The organism is Streptococcus suis (genome assembly GCF_046032535.1).
Classification (GTDB): Bacteria; Bacillota; Bacilli; order Lactobacillales; family Streptococcaceae; genus Streptococcus; species Streptococcus suis_AK.
On sequence record NZ_JARQPL010000020.1, the window covers coordinates 21,611 to 40,722 of the forward strand.

A 19,112-nucleotide genomic window follows, 5' to 3' on the forward strand; every position below is an offset into this window, starting at 1 on the left:
TTGTAATGTAGGAGAATATTATGGTAAAAAGGATTGATAATCTTGACCAGATAAAACATGATATTGACTCCTTTTTCCCAAGTCTTATGATTGAAAAATAATTTCAGCATTAGTCACTATGCACATATTGTAGTCTTTGCTGTCTGAAGTTTGAGTTGTTATTTTGAACTGCTGTCTTAGCTGTGGTATAATTATTTCAAGAATGACTTCAAAGGAGACAGACATGACAAACCTAAAAGAGCAGGTTGGGATTAAGGCGGCGGAATTTGTGACGGACGGGATGATTGTTGGGCTGGGAACTGGCTCGACTGCATACTATTTCGTGCAGGAGATTGGCCGCCGGGTTGCAGAAGAAGGGCTACAGATCACAGGCGTAACGACCTCTCATGCTACGGCAGAACATGCTGCGTCCCTTGGGATTCCCCTAAAAAATATCGACGAAGTCGAATATGTGGACTTAACGGTGGATGGAGCAGATGAGGTTGATGGGGACTTCAATGGGATTAAAGGCGGTGGCGCAGCGCTTCTCATGGAGAAAGTGGTGGCAGTCAATAGCAAGGACTGCATCTGGATTGTGGATGAGTCTAAGATGGTTCAAACCCTAGGAGCCTTCAAGTTGCCGGTGGAAGTCGTGCAGTACGGTGCGGAAAATCTTTTCCGACTATTTGAGAAAAAAGGGTATCGTCCAAGTTTCCGTATGCGTGATGGAGAAAAACATATCACGGATATGCAGAACTTTATCATTGACCTTGATTTGCGCAGAATAGAAGACACATATGCATTGGCGGAAGAATTGGATCGGACCGTCGGTGTTGTAGAACACGGTCTCTTTATTGGATTGATTTCTAAGGTCATTGTCGGTACACCAGAAGGACCGAACATCATCGAAAAGAAATAAATTGAAAACGCTTCTCATTTTGGTACAATGAGAGGCTTTTTTATGGTATAATGAAAACACGAACGTTTAGACTCTTCAAAAATCTATCCCCTTACCTCGTAGCAGTCAGACGATAGGTACTGAAAAAGCGATAGCTGAACAGCAGGCAGTGAAGCGAGTAACAGTATCTAGTTTTGATGGTTAGGAAGTTTGATACCGAGAGCTGTGACTGTATAAGTATTGCACCCCATTAAAATGTTTAGATGTGGTAACGATAATTTCCAGTCTAGCAACTTGGTTGGACGTTGATTTTGGTTGAATCTAACTATTCAAATAAAGGAGACAATTATGCCTAAATTTAAACGTGTTCACTTGGTAGTTATGGACTCTGTCGGAATCGGCGCAGCACCAGACTCAGATAAATTTTTCAATGCGGGTGTAGCAGATACAGAATCTGATACTCTCGGTCACATTTCTGAAAAAGCTGGGCTTGAGGTGCCTAATATGACCAAGATTGGTCTTGGCAACATCCCTCGTGACACAGCCCTTGCGACTGTTCCTGCCGAGGAGAATCCGACTGGCTACGTGACCAAGTTGGAAGAGGTATCTCTCGGAAAAGATACTATGACAGGCCACTGGGAAATCATGGGCCTCAATATCACCGAGCCATTCGATACTTTCTGGGACGGCTTTCCAGAGGAGATTTTGACAAAAATCGAAGAATTCTCAGGTCGTAAAATCATCCGCGAAGCAAACAAGCCGTATTCAGGTACAGCTGTCATTGATGACTTCGGCCCTCGCCAAATGGAAACTGGGGAGTTAATCGTCTATACCTCCGCAGACCCTGTGCTTCAGATTGCAGCCCACGAAGATATTATTCCGCTGGATGAATTGTACCGTATCTGTGAATACGCTCGTTCCATTACGCTTGAACGCCCAGCTCTTCTTGGTCGGATTATTGCCCGTCCATACGTTGGTGAACCAGGCAATTTCTCACGAACTGCCAACCGTCATGACTATGCGGTGTCGCCGTTTGAAGCAACTGTTCTCAACAAGCTTGCGGATGCAGGCGTGCCAACTTATTCTGTCGGCAAAATCAGCGATATTTTCAACGCATCAGGTATTACCAACGACATGGGCCACACCAAGTCAAACATGCACGGTGTAGATGTGTTGATTGATACTCTGAAGTTATCAGACTTCGAGGAAGGTTTCTCCTTCACAAACTTAGTTGACTTTGATGCTGTGTATGGTCACCGTCGCAATATCGAAGGCTACCGCGATTGTTTGCAAGAGTTTGATGCACGTATTCCAGAGATTATTGACAATATGCGTGAAGATGACCTGCTCTTGATTACTGCAGACCACGGCAATGATCCATCCTATGCTGGAACAGACCATACACGTGAATACGTGCCACTCTTGGCATACAGCAAGGCTTTCAAAGGTAGCGGTGTCTTGCCAGTAGGCCATTTTGCGGACATTTCAGCAACCGTTGCGGAAAACTTCGGAGTGGATACAGCCATGATTGGCGAAAGCTTCTTGTCACAATTGGTTTAATGGAGAAGCTAACGGTCTATTACAATCCTGACTGTAGCAAGTGTAAAAAATTAAGAATATTGCTGTCCAGTCAGGATATGGAAGTCAATTGGGTTAATTATCTAGAAAATCCACTGACAGCAGAGGAATTGACAGCTCTCTTGGAAAAAATGGGCAGTCAGCCTTCAGCAGTTATTCGGTTGACAGAAGAAGAGCGAGCAGGTTTGTCAGAAGAACAACTCTTTGAGCGTTTATTGGAAGAACCTACTCTTCTCAACCGTCCCATTATCGAGCGAGAACAGACAGCCTTTCTCTGTCGTCCGCTTGAAATCATTAAAGAAAAAATGCCAGAATATGACTGGTCAGCTTATTTGTAAAAGGAGAAAATATGAGTTTACTTGCAAAAATCAATGAAACAAAAACCTTCTTAGAAGAAAAAGGTTTGGTCAAGCCTGAATTTGGTTTGATTTTGGGCTCAGGTTTGGGCGAATTAGCGGAAGAAGTAGAAAATGCTATCGTAATCGATTATGCAGACATTCCAAACTGGGGCAAGTCAACAGTTGTAGGTCACGCTGGTAAGTTGGTTTACGGTGATTTGGCAGGACGCAAGGTCTTGGCCTTGCAAGGACGTTTCCACTTCTATGAAGGCAATCCGATGGAAGTCGTGACCTTCCCAGTCCGTGTCATGAAAGCTCTTGGTTGTGAAGGCGTGATTGTAACAAATGCCGCAGGTGGTATCGGCTACGGTCCAGGTACCCTTATGGCCATTACAGACCACATCAACATGACTGGTCAAAATCCATTGATTGGCGAAAACTTGGAAGAATTTGGTCCACGTTTCCCGGATATGTCAAATGCCTACACCAAAGAATACCGTGAAAAAGCCCATGCCGTTGCAGAAAAATTGAGTATCAAGTTGGACGATGGTGTCTACCTTGGTGTGACAGGTCCTACCTACGAGACTCCTGCTGAAATCTTGGCCTTCAAGACCATGGGTGCCCACGCAGTCGGTATGTCAACAGTACCAGAAGTTATCGTGGCAGCTCACTCAGGCATGAAAGTCTTGGGTATTTCTGCTATCACAAACTTTGCGGCTGGTTTCCAATCTGAACTCAATCACGAAGAAGTTGTAGAAGTAACCGAGCAAATCAAGGGCAATTTCAAGGGCTTGGTGAAAGCTATCTTGGCTGAGTTGTAAGCATTCGAAAATAGAACAAAGAGGTACATTACATGTCTATCCATATTTCCGCAAAACCAGGCGAAATCGCTGATAAGATTTTGCTTCCTGGTGATCCGCTTCGTGCTAAATTTATCGCTGAAAACTTCCTTGAAGATGCCGTTTGCTTCAACGAAGTTCGCAATATGTTCGGCTACACAGGTACTTACAAAGGTCATCGCGTATCTGTCATGGGAACAGGTATGGGAATGCCTTCTATCTCTATCTACGCCCACGAGCTTATCAATGACTACGGTGTGAAAAAGCTAATCCGTGTAGGAACTGCCGGTTCGCTCAACAAGGATGTTCATGTTCGTGAATTGGTCTTGGCTCAGGCAGCAGCAACTAATTCTCGCATGATTAATATTGACTGGCCAGAGTACGATTTGCCACAAATCGCTGATTTTGGTCTTTTAGATAAGGCTTATCATATCGCCAAAGAACTCAACATGACAACGCATGTTGGCAATGTTTTATCATCAGATAGTTTCTATTCTCCAAAATTGTTTAGTCGCAACTTAGAATTAGGTCAACTAGGTGTCAAGGCTGTAGAAATGGAAGCAGCTGCACTTTATTACCTAGGCGCTAAGTTTGGCGTTCAAACGCTTGCCATTATGACGATTTCAGATAGCTTGGTCAACCCAGAAGAAGACACAACTGCAGAAGAGCGTCAAAATACCTTCACAGACATGATGAAGGTTGGTTTGGAAACCCTCATTGCTGAATAAGTAATTTGAGATTCTGAAATCGTTTGAAAGACGAACTAAGTTCTATTTGTACGGAACTTAGCTTGTCTTTTTTTTGTAAATAAGGTATAATTAAGAAAACGTTTACAAATTTATGACGAAACGTTTCTTGATAATTACATTAATATATTTAGGAGAGTGTCATGATAAATTTACAAAACTTTGTTCAGTCCATGTATGCAAAACGTATTGAAGACTGTTCGGATTACGAACTCTATTATGCCTTGCTTGCATTTACCAAGCAACAAAGTGAAGCTAAGTACACCAACGAGCAAAAGAAGAAAGTTTACTATATTTCTGCTGAGTTCTTGATTGGTAAACTCTTGTCTAACAACTTAATCAACTTGGGTGTTTATGATGAGGTGAAGAGCCAGCTTGCAGCAGCAGGTAAGGACTTGATTGCCATTGAAGATGTGGAGATGGAGCCATCACTTGGTAACGGTGGTTTGGGTCGTTTGGCCGCCTGCTTCCTTGATTCCATTGCTAGCCTTGGTCTCAACGGAGACGGTGTCGGATTGAACTACCACTTCGGACTTTTCCGTCAGTTGTTCGAATACCACCAACAATCTGCAGTGCCAAATGAATGGATTACACCACGTTCTTGGTTGACAGAATCCCCAATTTCTTACCAAGTGCCATTTGCTAACTTTACCTTGACTTCTAAGTTGTACGATATTGACGTGCCTGGTTATAAGACTGAGCGGAAGAACCGTTTGCGTTTGTTTGACCTTGGTTCAGTTGATGACAATATCATCTACGATGGTATCGAGTTTGACAAAGAAGACATTTTCCGTAACTTAACCCTCTTCCTTTATCCAGATGATTCGACAGATGAAGGTAAAGTTCTGCGCATCTTCCAGCAGTATTTTATGGTGTCTAACGCTGCGCAACTATTGATTGATGAAGCAGTTGCTAAGGGGTCAAACTTACATGACCTACCTGATTATGCTGTTGTTCAAATCAACGATACTCACCCATCACTTGTGATTCCAGAATTGATTCGTTTGTTGGAACTTCGTGGCATTTCATTTGATGAAGCAATCGAAATTGTCAAGAAAATGACTGCTTATACCAACCATACCATCTTGTCAGAGGCTCTTGAAAAATGGCCGCTTGACTTCTTGAATCGTGTGGTACCTCACTTAGTACCATTTATCGAGGAGTTGGACCGCCGTGCCAAAGAAGTGAAAAATGACCCAGCGGTAAATATTATCGATGAGCATGGTCGTGTTCACATGGCCCACATGGATATTCATTATGGTTATTCTATCAATGGGGTGGCGGCACTCCATACCGAGATTTTGAAAACATCTGAGTTGAAAGCCTTCTACGAGCTTTACCCTGAGAAGTTTAACAACAAGACAAACGGTATCACCTTCCGTCGCTGGCTCATGCATGCTAATCCAAGTTTGGCAAGCTACCTGGACGGTCTACTTGGACATGGCTATCATCACGATGCTAGCGAGTTGGAAAAACTTTTAGAATACAAGAATGACAAGGAACTGAAATCTTGGTTGGAAAAAACCAAGCAACACAACAAGCGTAAATTACAACGTCATATTGCTAAAACTCAAGGTGTTGAAGTTAATCCAGAGTCCATCTTTGATGTGCAAATCAAGCGTATGCACGAGTACAAGCGTCAACAGATGAATGTCCTCTATGTAATCCATAAGTATTTGGACATCAAGGCTGGGAATATCCCTGCACGTCCATTGACTGTCTTCTTTGGTGGAAAAGCGGCACCAGCTTACACTACAGCACAAGACATCATTCATCTGATTTTGGTCTTGTCACAGGTGATCAAAAATGACCCAGAAGTGGCACCACATTTGCAGTTGGTCATGATTGAAAACTACAACGTAACGGAAGCCAGCTTCATCATCCCAGCGGCAGACATTTCAGAGCAGATTTCTCTTGCATCTAAAGAAGCTTCTGGTACTGGTAATATGAAATTCATGCTCAACGGCGCCTTGACTATTGGTACAGACGACGGTGCCAACGTGGAAATTCATGAATTGGTCGGCGATGAAAATATCTACATCTTCGGTCAAGATAGCCAGACTGTTATCGACCACTATGCAAATGGAACCTACCATCCATATGCCTTATACGAACGTGAAGCCATCCGTCCATTGATTGATTTCATCACTTCTGACACCATTCGTCAGGCTGGTGGTATCGATGAACGCCTCTGGCGCTTACAGGATAACCTTAAGCACAATGACCACTTCATGACTTTGCTTGACTTGGAAGACTACATTGTGACTAAGGAAAGAATGTTGGCTGACTATGAAGACCGTGACAGCTGGTTGGATAAGGTTATCGTCAACATTGCTAAAGCAGGATTCTTTTCATCTGACCGTACCATTCAACAGTACAACGAAGATATTTGGCATTTGGAAGCGAAATAGAGCCCTAAAAATGACCTTGCGGGGTCATTTTTTGTGTTCTGACTTTGAAAGTATGAGTTGTTGTGGAATTGAAATTTGACTAACGTTTGAGAGTGTTATAACTCCCAAACTCGTGATTTTACTGGTTTTTTAAAAAATCGTATCTCTTTATATTTCCTTATGTTCCCCCTCAGGGTGAACAAAAAGGTGAACAAATTTTACAATGAAAAAAAGGTTATCAAAGGGCGATAACCTCAAAAATTTTATGAGTTTAGCAGGCAAGTAACTAGCGTATCGAATTGATGCGCTTTTTTTGATCGCTGGTAAGTGTATTATATCATGTTTACACTTGTAATCGTGTTTCTAAAGCCGTTGTTAAAATTTCCGAATAGTTCAAACCCTCACGGTCTGCCAATTTTGTTAACCATTCAGGCACTGTCACATTCTTTCTAATTGCTTTATTATTCTTAATATACGGTGTTGGATCAGCTTGTATCATTGAAACAAAGCCATCAGGAGCGCTTAACTCCTTTATATCGCTTACTTTTGGTAACTCCATCCCCTCATCAATATAAAGGGCAATAGAGCTTTCTAAAAAATCACGGGCATTGTACATAGCTTCCTCAAGGTTATCCCCTTGAGTACCACCACTAAACTCTGGGAACTCCACCCAATAACCTTGTTCATCTTTATGAAAAATAGCTGGGTAAGATTTTAACATGTTTCTACCTCCAAAAGCGAAAAAGGAGGGGCATTTCAAAGTAGCCCCAAATCTCTCAGGATTTTCTTTTCTAGCCCTTTGCCCAAGTCCTTGTTTCCATGAACTGGGATTGTGACTATTTTTGAAAATCCTTCTTTTTTGAAATGGTGGTGACTTCCATTAACTCGGATTTCTTTCCACCCGTTAGCCTCTGCAAGTTTTGCCATTTCTTTTCCAGTAAGTGGCATAGCGCTCTACCTCCTTACATTATTTATTATATACACATTATGCGCATTTGTCAAATTCTTTTATCTTAAAAACTTCAAAAAGGGAAAATTGTGCACGGAAAGGGCCGGCGTTGTGGAATCACGAACAAACCCACCCCCGATTTAAAAATTGGGGGTATTTTGCGAATATTAGCCCTGTCCGTCTTTATACTGCAATAGTTCCCCATTCTTAAATATACAAGCAAAGTCTAACAAAGCTGTTTGTAATGCTTCGTAAAACATAGACTTTCCCATGTAAAAACTTTCATAGAGTGCCAAACCTGTTTTCTGACGCTTGATATACTTCTCTGTAAGTATGTCACTGTGTAACTTATCCAAGTTTGAGATAGCTCGCTCTATTTCATCCACTTCCTGACTTACTGCGATAGCGTTCAGTAATCTATCTTCTTGCGTGCTTCGGGTCGTCAGGCGGTCAGGTTTATCGAACCTGAACACTTAAAACAGTTTCTCGATTATGCTGAACAATTAGCAAGTAGGAACTTTACCAAGTATTACCAATATGTTATTTTTAAGTTATTACTTGCCACTGGTTGTCGTATTGGTGAATTGTCTGCCCTTGAATTGTCTGATATTGACCTAGAAGCTGGTACAATATCAATCAGTAAAACCTATAGCATGGAACTACACATTATCGGGACAACAAAGACAAAGGCGGGTACCCGTATTATCAGCATAGACAAAAAAACAGTTCTCTTGCTGAAACAATATCAAAATCGTCAACGCTTGATGTTTCTTGAGGTTGGCGCGTGTGCTCCTGGTGTTGTCTTTGCGACAACTTTAAGGGAATACCTCCCACGGGTTTCACTACAAGAAGTTATAAATTGTCGGTGTAAGGCTTTGGGTATTCCTCGTTTTACTTGTCACGCATTCCGCCATACCCACGCTAGTTTACTGTTGAACGCTGGTATCACTTATAAGGAATTACAATATAGGATCGGTCATTCCAATATCGCTATGACTTTAGATACATATGGTCACCTATCCAAAGACAAGGAAAAAGAAGCGGTTTTATATTACGAAAAAGCCATGAATAGTCTTTAGGGTGAACAAAAAGGTGAACAAATTACAAAATCAACTAAATACAAGGTGCTAGAAACTGCATGAAATCAACGTTTGAAAGGATAAAAGAAAAAATATTATGAAAATCCGTGGATTGGATAGTCGAGTGAATTAAAAACAGGACATATCTAATACTCAATAAAAATCAAAAATAGAATACTAAGGTCAATTTCTATGTGTAAAATTTCAATATCTAAGCTCAGATTGGAAATCATAGATTTTGACTAGCCATTCTCTTTTCGAAAACTTCAAAATTGAAATTCTCTATATACAATTTGATTAGTAGATAGCTAATTTTGATTTTAAATGAGTATTAAAATTACTAATCTCTAAAGTGAGTTGCAATTAATTTGTGAATGATAATCGGCTCAATTCCTTGAGTTTTTGGCATTTTTGGTAGGTATCATCAGTATAGTGTCTGTTTACATAGCGATGTTTAAAAAGCAGATAAAGGAGTTCATGTAATTTTGCTTTTATCGTGATGTCGAAATAGATACCTTCTTCTTGGATAATAGAGCTTAACCTCTGGAACTCTAGTCATCAATGAACTTGTTGCACTTGACTTTACAACGTGCGGTACAAAGAATGTACTAAAATACTTGAAAATCGGGGGGGGGGGGGTGAGGTATAATTAACTCAGAGTCTTGGTGACTTGAAACTAGGGAAAACTGATTTTTTGAACGCTTCTTTTTTCTCTGGTAATATTTATTCAAAAGGAGTGACGATATGAATCGTTCGAAAAAGAAATCATTTGATTGGTATGGAGTGCGCCAGCGTTTCTCTATCCGTAAATATCATATTGGTGCTGCAAGTGTTCTGTTAGGTACGACCTTGGTTCTTAGTGCAGGAACGATTGTAAGCGCTGAAACAGGAGTCAATGGAGATGGAGCTTCAAACGGGCAAATTGTAAATAATGATGGAACTTCCGATGGTACAAATTCGACAACGCAGCCACAAGCAGATAATCAAGGAGATAATAGCTCAGGAGTTCAGACTGGTAATACAACAAACTCAACTGCGAATGTCCAGCCTGCAGGTGATACAGGTTCAGCAAGTAGCCAACCAGTAGGAACCTCACGTTCAGCAGATACTGGAACACAAGGAGGTGGTTCGACTAACCAACCAGTAGATGAACCGATTATGATAATCCCAAGTTCTGCGTCGGAAACAGCACCTCCGGGCTACGTAACTGTATCATTCAACGGACATGATTTTACTAAAGGTTTCACATTAGGTACTCAAACTGGCAAATCGGTAAAAGTATTTGTCAAAAATACTGTGACATGGGGAGAATTGTTAGATGACCCTGCTTGGAAATGGCCGACTGTAGAAACAAAATATTCAGGCGACACGGTTGTTGGTTGGGCTGTGAATATTTCAAATAAAGATACATATAATTCAGGAAATGCTTTTTCACGTGAAAAGTATAAGGATGAAGTTGTCACTAATACAAAATTGTATCCAAACGTCGTTTATGAAGTTGAAGACGTTAATTATCCAACTAAAGAACAATATTTAGCATTATATGGTTCAGATGATCGAGATAAATGGATTTTTATCACGTTTGATGCTGGTCAAGGTCAACTCACCAAAAGCAAAAAAACTTCGAAAATGGTTGCTGTAAGTAACAATCTTTACTCTATTGATTTTAATAATAAAAAATTTACAGAGAAGATTGAAACTGCAACTCTTGCGGGGCATACCTTTGTTCGTTGGCAAACAACTGCTGGCACAGCCCTACCTAAGAGTGGCTCTATTACAACCGAAGAAACATACAATGCATTATATCTTGCACATCCACAAAACCAGGTAGCTGTATTTGATCGTACAAATTTAACAACTTCCGAGAAAGAACAGGTCAAGCAAAAGATATATGATGCAAACCCTAATTTAAGTACAGGGGTTCCGCAAGTCATCAAAGCGATTGACATATCCGCTACTGGTGAAGCTACTGTAACATTTGATGATGGTACCGCAGTTAAAGTTCCATCCGCAACTCTTACTAACGAAGACAAGGCTACTGCTAGAAGCAATGCCAAAGCAGAAATTGAAAAAGATGCAATGGAAAAGAGTGCTGCCATCAATGCCTCAAATCTCACTGAAGAAGAGAAAAGAGCTAGACTGACGGAAGTTCGAGATGTACAAGACCGAGCTGATATTGCAATTGATAATGCTGCTACTACTGAAGACTTAACTAAGGCTATTTCGGATGGGACAGCAGCGATTGAAGCAGTTAGCACAACTAGTACTATAAAAACAAAAGCTAAGGAAGCTCTTGAAGAAGCCTACAATACTGAGAAAGCAGAAATTGAAAATTCTGTACTTACAGCTGACGAAAAGGCTATTAAACAAGCTGACTTGAGTAAAGCTAAGGAAAATGCTATAAAAGCAGTTGATGATGCAACAACAGATTCGGCTGTTGAAGGGGCTCTTAAAAATGGTAAAGCGACTATTGAGTCTACATACACAGCGATTATTAAAATCCCAAGTTCTGCATCGGAAACAGCACCTCAGGGCTACGTAACTGTATCATTCAACAAAACTCCATATACTAAAGGTTTCACATTAGGTACTCAAACTGGTGAATCGGTAAAAGTATTTGTCAAAGAGAATGTGAAATGGGGAACATTGTTAGATGACCCTGCTTGGCAATGGCCGACTGTAAAAACAGCTCAATACGACACAGTTGTTGGTTGGGGTGTGAATGTTTCAAGTCAGGATAATGCATATAAACCAGGAAATGCTTTTGCACGTGACAAGTATAGGGATACTGTTGTCACGGATACAAAACTATATCCAAACGTCGTTTATGAAGTTGAAGACGTTAATTATCCAACTAAAGAACAATATTTAGCATTATATGGTTCAGATGATCGAGATAAATGGATTTTTATCACGTTTGATGCTGGTCAAGGTCAACTCAAAGGATCAAAAACATCTAAAATGGTAGCTGTGAGCAATAATCTCTATTCTATTGATTTTAGTAATAAAAAGTTTAAAGAAAAAGTTGAGTCGCCTACTCTTCAGGGGCATACCTTTGTGCGTTGGCAAACAGATGCAGGTGAAGTATTACCTAAGAGTGGCAAAATCACAACGGATACAACATATAAAGCACTCTACCTTGCCCATCCAACAGACAAGACTGTCGTCTTTGATGCCAATAAACTAACTGATACTGAGAAGGATAGTTTAAAACAAGCGATTAACAACGCGAATACAGATAGCGCTAACCTCATTCAAAGCATTACCGTATCTGATACAGGTGAAGCAACAGTAACCTATAATGACGGTACTGTCGTAACAGTTCCAGCATCACACCTCATCAATGAAGATAAAGCGCCTGCAAGAAATCTTGCGAAAGCGGAAATTGATAAAGCATCAAAAGAGAAGGTTGCTGAAATCAATGCTTCTGCCCTTACTGATGAGGAGAAAGCAGCCAAACTGACGGAAGTTCAAGAAGCAAAAGACCAAGCTAATAATGCAATTGATAATGCTACTACTACTGAAGACTTAACTAAGGCTCTTGAGGATGGCAAATCAGAGATTAACGCAATCAATACAACTACAAGTGCTGAGAAAGCAGCCGCTAAGCAAACTCTTGAAGATGCCTACAATGCTAAGAAAGATGCGATTACCAATTCAGGTTTGACAGCTGAAGAAAAAGACGCAAAACAAGCAGAATTGGATAAAGCTAAAGAGGAAGCAGATAAAGCAATTGATGCAGCGACAGATAATGCAGGTGTAGATACAGCACTTGAAGCTGGCAAAACAGCCATTGCTGGAATCGACACAAGCACAAGTCCTAAGAAAGCAGCCGCTAAGGAAGAACTTAAAGCGGCAGCAGAAGATGCTAAGAAAGCAATTGACGCTAACGACAACTTGACAGACGCTGAGAAACAAGCAGCTAAAGATGCAGTAGATGCAGAAGTAGCGAAAGCAGAAAAAGCCATCGACGCAGCAACCAAAGCTGATGAAGTAGATGCAGCAACTCTTGCAGGCACGAAAGCTATCGCAGAAGATGTTCTTGACGCAGCTAAACAAGACGCTAAGAACAAGATAGCCAAAGATGTTAAAGCAGCAAATGCAGCGATCGAGTCAAATCCAAACTTGTCAGAAAAAGAAATTGCAGATGCTAAGGCAGAAGTAGCTAAAGCAGAAGAAGACGCTAACAAAGCGATTGATGCAGCAACGACTTCAGAAGCAGCTCAGGCAGCAGAAGAAGCAGGCACGAAAGCAATCGCCGCAGATGTTCTTGACGCAGCTAAACAAGACGCTAAGAACAAGATAGCTAAAGACTTGGCAACTGTAGAAGCAGCAATCGATGCTAACTCAAACTTGTCACAAGACGAAAAAGATGCAGCGAAACTTGCAGCTCAGGCTAAGGAAGCGGAAGCAGTAACAAACATCGAAAAAGCAACGACACCAGAAGCAGTTCAAACCTTAGAAGATGCAGCTGTAAAAGACCTTGCAAACATCGAGATTAAAGCGGCTTACGATGACGCAGTGAAAGCGATCGAAGCAGCGGACAACTTGTCAACAGCAGCTAAAACAAAAGCCCTTGACGACTTGAAGAAAGCTCGTCAAGCAGCAGAAGAAGCTGTGAAGAATGCAACAACAGCTGATGAAGTTGCCAAAGGTGCCCTTGATGGCTTGAAAACGATTGCTACAGTTGAAACGACAGCAGCAGCTGACGATGCAAAAGAAGCTATTGCTAAAAATTCAAACTTGACAGCTGATGAGAAGAAAGTCTACACAGATGCAATCGATAAAGCGTTGAAAGATACAGAAACTAAGATTGACGCTGCAACGGATGCAGATACTGTTGACGCTGAAACAGTTCTTGCTCAAAAAGACATCGCTAAGCAAGAAGTAGCCGCAGCTACAGCTGATGCTGTGAAAGGTATTGAAGCAAATACCAACTTGACAGATGCTGAAAAAGATGAATACAAAGCAGCTGTTACCAAAGCAGCTGAAACAGCTGAAAAAGCTATTACAGATGCAACAACAGCAGCTGACATTCAAAGCAAGACCTTCGATGCTACTCAAGATGTTGCTAAAGAAGAAGTAAAAGCTGACGCAGCTGATGCAATCGCGGGTATCAAGGCCAACGACAACTTGTCAGATACTGCCAAAGAAGAAGCAATTGCAGCCATTGAGGAAGCAAGAGATACCACTCTTGAAAACATCGAAAACGCGAAAACAGCAGCAGATGTTGACACAGCGACACTTGACGCTGAAAAAGCAAATGCTAAAGCAGAAATCAAGGCAGCAGCGGACGATGCTAAGAAAGCTATCGACGAAAACACAAACTTGCCTGAATCTGAGAAGAATGCTCTTAAATTAGCAATTGACGCAGAAGTTGCAGCAGCAAACCTTGAGATTGACAATGCTGAGACAGCAGAAGATATTGATGCAGCAACTCTTGCAACAGAAAAAACAATTGCTAAGGCAGAAGTCAAAGCCGCTGCGGAAGATGCATTGAGATCTATCGATGAAAATGCGAACTTGACAGACGACGAGAAAGCAAAAGCGAAAGCAGATGTCTACGTTGAATTGAGCAAGGCTGAAAAAGCAATCGATAAAGCAACTACAGCGGATGCTATCGACAATGCAACGCTTGTAGGTGAAAAAGCATTCGCTACTGCAGAACTTGAAACAGCAGCAGAAGATGCTAAGAAAGCTATCGAAGAAAATGCAAACTTGACAGATGCTGAGAAACAAGCCGCTAAAGATGCAGTCGATGCTGAATTGGCAAAAGCTAAGGAAGCCGTTACAGTAGCGAAAACAGCTGACGAAGTTGATGCAGCAACTCTTGCGGGTGAAAAAGCACTTGCTAAAGAAGAAATCAAGGCAGCAGCTGACGATGCTAAGAAAGCCATCGATGAAAACGCAAACTTGACACCAGACGAGAAAGCAGCCGCTAAGAAAGCTGTAGATGATGAAGTAGCGAAAGCTAACGAAGCGATCGATGCAGCTAAGACAGCAGATGCCGTTGACGCAGCTACGCTTGTAGGTGAAAAAGCAGTCGCTAAAGAAGAACTTAAAGCGGCAGCGGACGATGCTAAGAAAGCCATCGACGCAAACGCAAACTTGACACCAGAAGAAAAAGCAGCAGCTAAGAAAGCCGTAGATGATGAAGTTGCTAAGGCAGAAAAAGCCATCGACGCAGCAACCAAAGCTGAAGAAGTAGATACAGCAACTCTTGTAGGTGAAAAAGCAGTCGCTAAAGAAGAAGTCAAAGCGGCAGCAGAAGATGCTAAGAAAGCCATCGATGCAAACGCAAACTTGCCTGAGTCTGAGAAGACTGCTCTTAAATTAGCGATTGATGCAGAAGTTGCAGCAACAAACCTTGAGATTGACAATGCTAAGACGGCAGAAGCAATCGACGCAGCAACTCTTGTAGGTGAAAAAGCAGTCGCTAAAGAAGAAGTCAAAGCCGCTGCAGAAGATGCATTGCGAGCTATTGATGAAAATGCTAACTTGACAGACGATGAGAAAGCAGCAGCGAAAGCAGATGTCTACGTTGAATTGAGCAAGGCAGAAAAAGCCATCGATAAAGCAACTACAGCAGATGCTATCGACAATGCAACGCTTGTAGGTGAAAAAGCATTCGCTAAGGAAGAACTTGAAGCCGCAGCTGACGATGCAAAAGCAGCCATCGATGCCAACGACAACTTGACACCAGAAGAGAAAGCAGCCGCTAAGGCAACAGTAGATGATGAAGTTGCTAAGGCAGAAAAAGCCATCGACGCAGCTAAGACAGCAGAAGAAATCGACGCAGCAACTCTTGCAGGTGAAAAAGCAGTCGCTAAAGAAGAACTTAAGGCAGCAGCAGAAGATGCGAAAGCAGCAATCGATGCTAACGACAACTTGACAGACGCTGAGAAACAAGCGGCTAAAGATGCCGTAGATGCAGAAGTAGCGAAAGCTAACGACGCAATCGACAAGGCAGCAACCGCAGATGCAGTAGACGCAGCAACTCTTGTAGGTGAGAAAGCAGTCGCTAAGGAAGAAATCAAGGCAGCAGCAGACGATGCGAAAGCAGCGATCGACGCCAACGACAACTTGACACCAGACGAGAAAGCAGCCGCTAAGAAAGCTGTAGATGATGAAGTAGCGAAAGCTGACGAAGCGATCGACGCAGCAACCAAGGCAGAAGAAGTTGAAACAGCAACTCTTGCAGGTGAGAAAGCAGTCGCTAAGGAAGAGCTTAAAGCGGCAGCAGAAGATGCTAAGAAAGCTATCGATGCCAACGATAACTTGACAGATGCTGAGAAACAAGCAGCTAAAGATGCCGTAGATGCAGAAGTAGCGAAAGCAAACGACGCAATCGACGCAGCAACCAAAGCAGACGAAGTTGATACAGCAACTCTTGCAGGTGAGAAAGCAGTCGCTAAGGAAGAACTTAAGGCAGCAGCAGACGATGCTAAGAAAGCAATTGACACCAACGACAACTTGACAGACGCTGAGAAACAAGCAGCTAAAGATGCCGTAGATGCAGAAGTAGCGAAAGCTAACGACGCAATCGATGCAGCAACTAAAGCAGACGAAGTTGAGACAGCAACTCTTGCAGGTGAGAAAGTAGTCGCTAAAGAAGAACTTAAGGCAGCAGCCGACGATGCTAAGAAAGCAATCGACGCCAACGACAACTTGACACCAGAAGAGAAAGCAGCCGCTAAGGCAGCAGTAGATACTGAAGTAGCGAAAGCTAACGAAGCTATCGACAAGGCAGCAACCGCGGATGCAGTAGACGCAGCTACACTCGTAGGTGAAAAAGCAGTCGCTAAAGAAGAACTTAAAGCGGCAGCTGACGATGCTAAGAAAGCTATCGACGAAAACGCAAACTTGACACCAGAAGAAAAAGCAGCAGCTAAGAAAGCCGTAGATGATGAAGTTGCTAAGGCAGAAAAAGCCATCGACGCAGCAACCAAAGCTGAAGAAGTAGATGCAGCAACTCTTGCAGGTGAGAAAGCAGTCGCTAAGGAAGAAGTCAAAGCCGCAGCGGACGATGCTAAGAAAGCAATCGACGCCAACGACAATTTGACACCAGACGAGAAAGCAGCCGCTAAGAAAGCTGTAGATGATGAAGTAGCGAAAGCAAACGAAGCGATCGACGCAGCAACCAAGGCAGAAGAAGTTGAAACAGCAACTCTTGCAGGTGAGAAAGCACTTGCTAAAGAAGAAATCAAGGCAGCAGCTGACGATGCGAAAGCAGCGATCGACGCCAACGACAACTTGACACCAGACGAGAAAGCAGCCGCTAAGAAAGCTGTAGATGATGAAGTAGCGAAAGCTGACGAAGCGATCGACGCAGCAACCAAGGCAGAAGAAGTTGAAACAGCAACTCTTGCAGGTGAGAAAGCAGTCGCTAAGGAAGAGCTTAAAGCGGCAGCAGAAGATGCTAAGAAAGCTATCGATGCCAACGATAACTTGACAGATGCTGAGAAACAAGCAGCTAAAGATGCCGTAGATGCAGAAGTAGCGAAAGCAAACGACGCAATCGACGCAGCAACCAAAGCAGACGAAGTTGACGCAGCAACTCTTGCAGGTGAGAAAGCAGTTGCTAAGGAAGAACTCAAAGCAGCAGCAGAAGATGCTAAGAAAGCTATCGATGCCAACGACAACTTGACAGATGCTGAGAAACAAGCGGCTAAAGATGCAGTAGATGCAGAAGTAGCGAAAGCTAACGAAGCCATCGACGCAGCAACCAAGGCTGACGAAGTTGATACAGCAACTCTTGCAGGTGAGAAAGCAGTCGCTAAAGAAGAACTTAAAGCGGCAGCAGAAGATGCTAAGAAAGCTATCGACGCCAACGACAACTTGACACCAGACGAGAAAGCAGCTGCTAAGAAAGCTGTAGATGATGAAGTAGCGAAAGCTAACGACGCCATCGATGCAGCAACATCAGCAGACGAAGTTAACACAGCTACTCTTGACGGTGAAAAAGCAGTCGCTAAAGAAGAACTTAAAGCGGCAGCAGACGATGCTAAGAAAGCTATCGACGCCAACGACAACTTGACACCAGAAGAGAAAGCAGCCGCTAAGGCAGCAGTAGATACTGAAGTAGCGAAAGCTAACGAAGCTATCGACAAGGCAGCAACCGCGGATGCAGTAGACGCAGCTACACTCGTAGGTGAAAAAGCAGTCGCTAAAGAAGAACTTAAAGCGGCAGCTGACGATGCTAAGAAAGCTATCGACGAAAACGCAAACTTGACACCAGAAGAAAAAGCAGCAGCTAAGAAAGCCGTAGATGATGAAGTTGCTAAGGCAGAAAAAGCCATCGACGCAGCAACCAAAGCTGAAGAAGTAGATGCAGCAACTCTTGCAGGTGAGAAAGCAGTTGCTAAGGAAGAACTTAAAGCGGCAGCAGCCGATGCGAAAGCAGCTATCGACGCCAACGACAACTTGACACCAGAAGAGAAAGCAGCCGCTAAAGATGCCGTAGATGCAGAAGTAGCGAAAGCTAACGACGCAATCGATGCAGCAACTAAGGCTGACGAAGTTGACGCAGCAACTCTTGCAGGTGAGAAAGCAGTCGCTAAAGAAGAACTTAAAGCGGCAGTAGAAGATGCTAAGAAAGCTATCGATGCAAATCCAAACTTGTCAGATGCAGAGAAACAAGCAGCTAAAGATGCAGTAGATGCAGAAGTAGCAAAAGCTAACGAAGCCATCGATGCAGCAACTAAGGCAGACGAAGTAGATGCAGCAACTCTTGCAGGTGAGAAAGCAGTCGCTAAGGAAGAACTTAAGGCGGCAGCCGAAGATGCGAAAGCAGCCATCGAAGCAAACGACAACTTGACACCAGAAGAGAAAGCAGCCGCTAAGGTAGCAGTAGATACTGAAGTAGCGAAAGCTAACGAAGCTATCGATGCAGCAACTAAAGCAGACGAAGTTGATACAGCAACTCTTGCAGGTGAGAAAGCACTTGCTAAAGAAGAACTTAAAGCCGCAGCAGAAGATGCTAAGAAAGCAATCGACGCAAACGACAACTTGACAGATGCTGAGAAACAAGCAGCTAAAGATGCCGTAGATGCAGAAGTAGCGAAAGCTAACGAAGCAATTGATGCAGCAACTAAAGCAGACGAAGTTGATACAGCAACTCTTGCAGGTGAGAAAGCAGTCGCTAAAGAAGAACTTAAAGCAGCAGCAGAAGATGCGAAAGCAGCAATCGACGCAAACGACAACTTGACAGACGCTGAGAAACAAGCAGCTAAAGATGCCGTAGATGCAGAAGTAGCGAAAGCTAACGACGCAATCGATGCAGCAACTAAAGCTGACGAAGTAGATGCAGCAACTCT

Annotated in this window: 10 protein-coding genes and 2 pseudogenes; 8 read left to right on the forward strand and 4 right to left on the reverse strand. The window is 42.7% G+C overall.

The genetic code is table 11. The annotated features are described in order from the left end of the window. Window positions 1-223 precede the first annotated feature (223 nt). From rpiA to P7J58_RS07115, 6 genes are all read left to right on the forward strand, one after another. Window positions 224-898 (forward strand): ribose-5-phosphate isomerase RpiA, encoded by a 675-nt coding sequence (gene rpiA / locus P7J58_RS07090; RefSeq protein ID WP_408555591.1) that lies wholly within the window; start codon window positions 224-226, stop codon window positions 896-898. A gap of 327 nt (window positions 899-1,225) precedes the next feature. Beyond that, window positions 1,226-2,437 (forward strand): phosphopentomutase, encoded by a 1,212-nt coding sequence (locus P7J58_RS07095; protein ID WP_408555590.1) that lies wholly within the window; start codon window positions 1,226-1,228, stop codon window positions 2,435-2,437. Next, on the forward strand, window positions 2,437-2,793 hold the full coding sequence (locus P7J58_RS07100) for an arsenate reductase family protein (protein WP_029179445.1): 357 nt from the start codon (window positions 2,437-2,439) through the stop codon (window positions 2,791-2,793). Before P7J58_RS07095 ends, P7J58_RS07100 begins: the two co-directional genes overlap by 1 nt. A gap of 11 nt (window positions 2,794-2,804) precedes the next feature. Next, window positions 2,805-3,614 carry a purine-nucleoside phosphorylase gene (locus P7J58_RS07105; protein ID WP_029179444.1) on the forward strand — a complete coding sequence of 270 codons (810 nt, stop codon included), beginning with the start codon at window positions 2,805-2,807 and terminating at the stop codon, window positions 3,612-3,614. 32 nt (window positions 3,615-3,646) lie between these two features. Next, a complete protein-coding gene (gene deoD / locus P7J58_RS07110; RefSeq protein WP_024375898.1) occupies window positions 3,647-4,360 on the forward strand; it encodes a purine-nucleoside phosphorylase in 714 nt (237 codons plus the stop codon). A gap of 161 nt (window positions 4,361-4,521) precedes the next feature. After that, window positions 4,522-6,789 carry a glycogen/starch/alpha-glucan phosphorylase gene (locus P7J58_RS07115; protein WP_408555589.1) on the forward strand — a complete coding sequence of 756 codons (2,268 nt, stop codon included), beginning with the start codon at window positions 4,522-4,524 and terminating at the stop codon, window positions 6,787-6,789. A gap of 322 nt (window positions 6,790-7,111) precedes the next feature. Here P7J58_RS07115 and P7J58_RS07120 read toward each other — a convergent pair whose 3' ends face one another. From P7J58_RS07120 to P7J58_RS07130, 3 genes are all read right to left on the reverse strand, one after another. Then, entirely contained in the window at window positions 7,112-7,489 is a 378-nt protein-coding gene (locus tag P7J58_RS07120; RefSeq protein WP_024375896.1) for a type II toxin-antitoxin system HicB family antitoxin, read from the reverse strand. A gap of 35 nt (window positions 7,490-7,524) precedes the next feature. Further along, window positions 7,525-7,716, reverse strand: a complete 192-nt coding sequence (locus tag P7J58_RS07125; RefSeq protein WP_024375895.1) for a type II toxin-antitoxin system HicA family toxin — start codon at window positions 7,714-7,716, stop codon at window positions 7,525-7,527. Window positions 7,717-7,884: 168 nt separating this feature from the next. Further along, window positions 7,885-8,190 (reverse strand): hypothetical protein, encoded by a 306-nt coding sequence (locus P7J58_RS07130; protein ID WP_029173784.1) that lies wholly within the window; start codon window positions 8,188-8,190, stop codon window positions 7,885-7,887. Between P7J58_RS07130 and P7J58_RS07135 the strand changes: the two are divergent. Beyond that, window positions 8,161-8,796, forward strand: a pseudogene (locus tag P7J58_RS07135) (site-specific integrase); the annotation flags it as partial. The gene P7J58_RS07130 and the pseudogene P7J58_RS07135 overlap by 30 nt on opposite strands. A 387-nt stretch (window positions 8,797-9,183) precedes the next feature. On the opposite strand, the pseudogene P7J58_RS07140 reads toward P7J58_RS07135, so the two are convergent. Next, window positions 9,184-9,312 (reverse strand): annotated as a pseudogene (locus P7J58_RS07140) (AraC family transcriptional regulator); the annotation flags it as partial. A gap of 228 nt (window positions 9,313-9,540) precedes the next feature. Here P7J58_RS07140 and P7J58_RS07145 point away from each other — a divergent pair. Further along, window positions 9,541-19,112 (forward strand): DUF1542 domain-containing protein (locus P7J58_RS07145; RefSeq protein ID WP_408555588.1); only part of this gene is annotated, 9,572 nt, incomplete at its 3' end.